Annotated in this window: 5 protein-coding genes and 1 tRNA gene; 1 reads left to right on the forward strand and 5 read right to left on the reverse strand. The window is 37.4% G+C overall.

Annotated features, from left to right (window positions below; all coding sequences use genetic code 11):
- Positions 1-365, forward strand: a 365-nt coding sequence (gene dapF, locus OZD62_RS05055; protein ID WP_275019571.1) for a diaminopimelate epimerase, incomplete at its 5' end; no start/stop codon positions are given.
- Positions 366-373: 8 nt separating this feature from the next.
- Here the strand turns inward: dapF and sucD are convergent.
- From sucD to OZD62_RS05080, 5 genes are all read right to left on the reverse strand, one after another.
- A complete protein-coding gene (gene sucD, locus OZD62_RS05060; protein WP_010963102.1) occupies positions 374-1,249 on the reverse strand; it encodes a succinate--CoA ligase subunit alpha in 876 nt (291 codons plus the stop codon).
- 3 nt (positions 1,250-1,252) lie between these two features.
- The gene (sucC, locus tag OZD62_RS05065; RefSeq protein WP_275019573.1) at positions 1,253-2,404 is read right to left on the reverse strand and encodes an ADP-forming succinate--CoA ligase subunit beta; all 1,152 of its coding nucleotides are present in this window, start codon (positions 2,402-2,404) and stop codon (positions 1,253-1,255) included.
- Positions 2,405-2,441: 37 nt separating this feature from the next.
- Positions 2,442-2,642: a 30S ribosomal protein S21 gene (gene rpsU, locus OZD62_RS05070; RefSeq protein WP_006279819.1), complete on the reverse strand. Its 201-nt coding sequence runs from the start codon at positions 2,640-2,642 to the stop codon at positions 2,442-2,444.
- Between the two features lie 199 nt (positions 2,643-2,841).
- Positions 2,842-2,915: transfer RNA gene (locus tag OZD62_RS05075), tRNA-Pro, on the reverse strand.
- A 218-nt stretch (positions 2,916-3,133) separates the two neighbouring features.
- Positions 3,134-3,820, reverse strand: coding sequence for a 16S rRNA (uracil(1498)-N(3))-methyltransferase (locus OZD62_RS05080; protein WP_006279818.1), 687 nt, complete (start codon positions 3,818-3,820; stop codon positions 3,134-3,136).
- Positions 3,821-3,848: the final 28 nt, after the last annotated feature.

The raw sequence follows: 3,848 nt of genomic DNA on the forward strand, positions 1-3,848 counted from the left end.
AAATGCTAAAAGATCCTGTTGCAGTAAATATTGGCAATCCTCACATAGTTTTTTTTGTTGATAACATAAGTGAAATACCATTGCGAAATTTAGGACCAAAGCTAGAAAATCACGCATTATTTCCTCGGAAAATTAATGTTAGTATTGCACAAGTTGAAAAGTCTGGAGAAATAGCTTTAAGAGTTTGGGAAAGAGGTACAGGCATTACTGCATCATGCGGTAGTGCAGCCTGTGCAGCACTTGTTGCATCCACACTACGTGGATATCTGGTTGCCCAACAGACTTCAGTAAATTTACCAGGAGGCAAGTTATTAATCGAATGGGCAAATAACGTATTCATGACCGGTGATATAGGGTTTTTGTGACCCTAATTCTAGTGATGCATTACTTCCAATACCTTCTTACCAATTACTGCAGGGGTTTCAGCAATTGCAATTCCAGCGCTCCGCATAACTTCTAGTTTTGCACCAGCACTTCCACCGCTGGAAGAGATGATTGCTCCAGCGTGTCCCATACGTCTTCCTGGAGGTGCCGTTTGGCCTGCTACAAAACCAACGATTGGCTTTTTAGTTTTTTCTGTTTTCACAAAATGTGATACATCTTCTTCTTCGTTTCCACCTATTTCACCAATAACTACAATACCATGAGTATCGTTATCTTTTAAAAAGAGCTCCATACAGTCGACAAATGTTATACCATGAACTGGATCCCCCCCAATTCCGATACACGTGGATTGACCAAGACCAACAGCGGTTGTTTGTGCTACTGCCTCGTAAGTTAAAGTTCCGGAGCGAGACATAATTCCTATGTGTCCACGCTTATGGATATGGCCAGGCATAATTCCTATTTTGCATTCTTCAGGGGTAATAATTCCCGGGCAGTTGGGACCAATCAATCGACTTTTTGAGCCGATAAGCGCACGCTTAACTTTCACCATATCAAGTATAGGAATGCCCTCTGTAATACAAATTATCAATTCTATTTTTGCATCTATTGCTTCAAGTATTGCAGCAGCAGCAAATTTAGCAGGTACATATATAACTGTAGCATTTGCACCGGTTTTTTCTTTGGCTTCTGCTACAGTATTAAAAACCGGTAAATTAAGGTGAGTGCTCCCACCCTTTCCAGGAGTTACACCTCCCACCATTTTCGTTCCGTAATCAATTGCTTGCTCTGAATGAAATGTGCCTTGTGCGCCAGTAAAACCCTGGCATATTAATCTTGTATCTTTGTTTACTAAAACGGACATGCTTTATTTTACCTCTTTTACTATCTTTTGCGCAGCTTCATCTAGCTCATCTGCAGCAATAATATTTAATCCTGACTCTTCTAAAATTTTTTTTCCTTCTTCAAAATTAGTACCTGATAATCTAACCACTAGAGGAACTTTAATGCTCATTTCTTTTGCAGCCGCAACAATTCCACTTGCGATAATATCGCAACGCATTATACCACCAAATATGTTAACCAGAATTCCTTTTACGTTGCTATCAGACAATATGATTTTAAATGCTTCAGTTACAGTTTCTTTACTCGCTCCACCACCAACATCCAAAAAGTTAGCAGGCTCTGCTCCGTAGTATTTTATTATATCCATTGTTGCCATAGCAAGACCTGCACCATTTACCATGCAACCAATACTGCCATCCATTTTGATGTAACTGAGCCCATACTTTGAAGCCTCTATCTCTTCTTTCACTTCCTCATCATAATCACGAAGTTCCATAATTTCTGGGTGACGATATAAAGCATTATCATCGAAACTAATTTTTGCATCGAGCGCAATAAAATCTCCAGAATTTGTTTCAACCAGTGGATTAATTTCAATTTGGCTCGCATCAGTTGCAATAAACGCATCATATATTTTTTTTGCAATGTTCGATATCTTTTCTATTTGTTCTGGACTCAAATGAAAACTGCTGCTTAACTTGCTGCTATCAAAACTTGTAGCAGGATCAATATCAAATTTCACAATTTTTGCAGGAGAATTTTTTGCCACTTCTTCGATGTCCATTCCACCTTCTGAGGAAAATATGAATATTGGCCTACTGAGCTTCGGGTCGATTACCAGGCTTAAATAATACTCTTTCTTAATGCTTGAGCCTTCTTCAACGTACACTTTTCTTACTTGCTGCCCGCTTGGCCCTGTTTGATGAGTAACTAAAGTCATACCAATCATGTCCTTTACAAACTGTTGAGCTTCTTCAACTGACTTTGCTAGCTTTACGCCACCGGCTTTACCCCTACCACCTGCATGAATTTGAGCTTTAACTACAAACACGTCAGATTTTAATTGACTTACTTGAGTCTTTACTTCTTCTGCAGATGTAGCGACAAAACCTTTTGGCACTGGGACATTAAATTTATGCAAAACTTCTTTCGCTTGATATTCGTGAATATTCATAAAATAACCAATGATAAACTATTAACTTGAGTACAAACTACCAACCATAACGTTGCCTTCTGCACTCTTGTTGGTACCTCTTTTTTTTAGCTTCAGCTTTCTTTTTAGCTCTTTTTTCTGATTTTTTTTCATGATATTGTTTTTTCATTTTCAACCCTCTTCCTTCCTTTTGAATTGTTTTTTTCAATACTGGAAGAGCTCTGTCTACATCACCATAATGGACTGATACTTCTATCAAACTCTATACCTCCTTCGGTAATCATTTCAAAATCTATTTATAAATTAGAAAATTAACATTGTCAATTATTTTATAAACTTGAGCGTTAAAATGTAATATGCCATAATTTACATGGTAAATAATGTCATTCCAGTGTCAGCTACTTGCTTACTGATGGAGATTGCTCTTATGTTACAGCGTTCTCACAATTATACTAACATCGGGGCGGAGAGATTTGAACTCCCGACCCTTTGGTCCCAAACCAAATGCGCTACCAGGCTGCGCTACGCCCCGACTTCTTTACTCAGAGTATCAATAACTCAGGCAAAATGCAAGATTCATTTGTTTTCTTTAGAAAAAATATAATATGAGATTTAATATTATCTTAGAATATGTTTTTTATTAGCTCCTCTTTAACAACAGACTGCTTCGTAGAAAGTCTACAGGGTTTTTGTGCGCGCAACACTGAACCAGATTTCTTTATGACCCAAACCTTAGTCATATTTAAAAATCTAGCTACACCAATTGGTGAAAGTGAGTGCAGCAACTACAGCAGTATCGACCCTTAAAATTCTTTTTCCTAGACTCAATTTTTGACAAAACTTATCGGCAAGATCAAGTTCATAAGATGAAAAACCACCTTCAGGGCCAACAATAATAGCAACATTTTTTTTGCCTTTCAGCACTTTGTCAGCTTTACCTGTTTCATCACACAAAACAAAATTTTTACTCTGGGAATCAGGTAACTCACAAAAGTTAATAGGAGGCAAAATCTCTGGTATACTTATCCTACCTGATTGTTCCGCTGCTTCGATTGCTTGTAATTTTGCTCTACTTAGGTTAATATTTTTTACCACTGTACGTTCCGTTGAAATAAATTGAATGCAGATTACTCCCATTTCAGTTGCCTGTCTTACTATGTTGTTCAAAGCAGCACTTTTTACCATGGCACAATACAGGTATAAATTTTCCTCATATTGCTGTTGTTTAGTGCATTCTTTGGGTGTAACTTCTGTCAATTTACGCGATATATTAACTACTTCTCCTAACCATTCTCCATCTTTTCCATTAAAAAGAGAGAGATTATCATACTTCTTAAGCCGCATTACATTGCAAATATAGTGACTTTGTTGTGGATTAAGTGCTAAACTCACGCCTTGTGATAAAGCTTCTTCAACATAGAGCCTAATTTTTCCCATTCAAAACTTTAATTATATTCTACTTGAG

The organism is Wolbachia endosymbiont of Drosophila seguyi (genome assembly GCF_028981765.1).
Taxonomy (GTDB): Bacteria; Pseudomonadota; Alphaproteobacteria; order Rickettsiales; family Anaplasmataceae; genus Wolbachia; species Wolbachia pipientis.

Bases quoted from the DNA above. Each gene is read 5' to 3' on its own strand.
- OZD62_RS05080 (WP_006279818.1), bottom strand. From the start codon at position 3,820: ATGGGAAAAATTAGGCTCTATGTTGAAGAAGCTTTATCACAAGGCGTG.
- sucC (WP_275019573.1), bottom strand. From the start codon at position 2,404: ATGAATATTCACGAATATCAAGCGAAAGAAGTTTTGCATAAATTTAAT.
- sucD (WP_010963102.1), bottom strand. From the start codon at position 1,249: ATGTCCGTTTTAGTAAACAAAGATACAAGATTAATATGCCAGGGTTTT.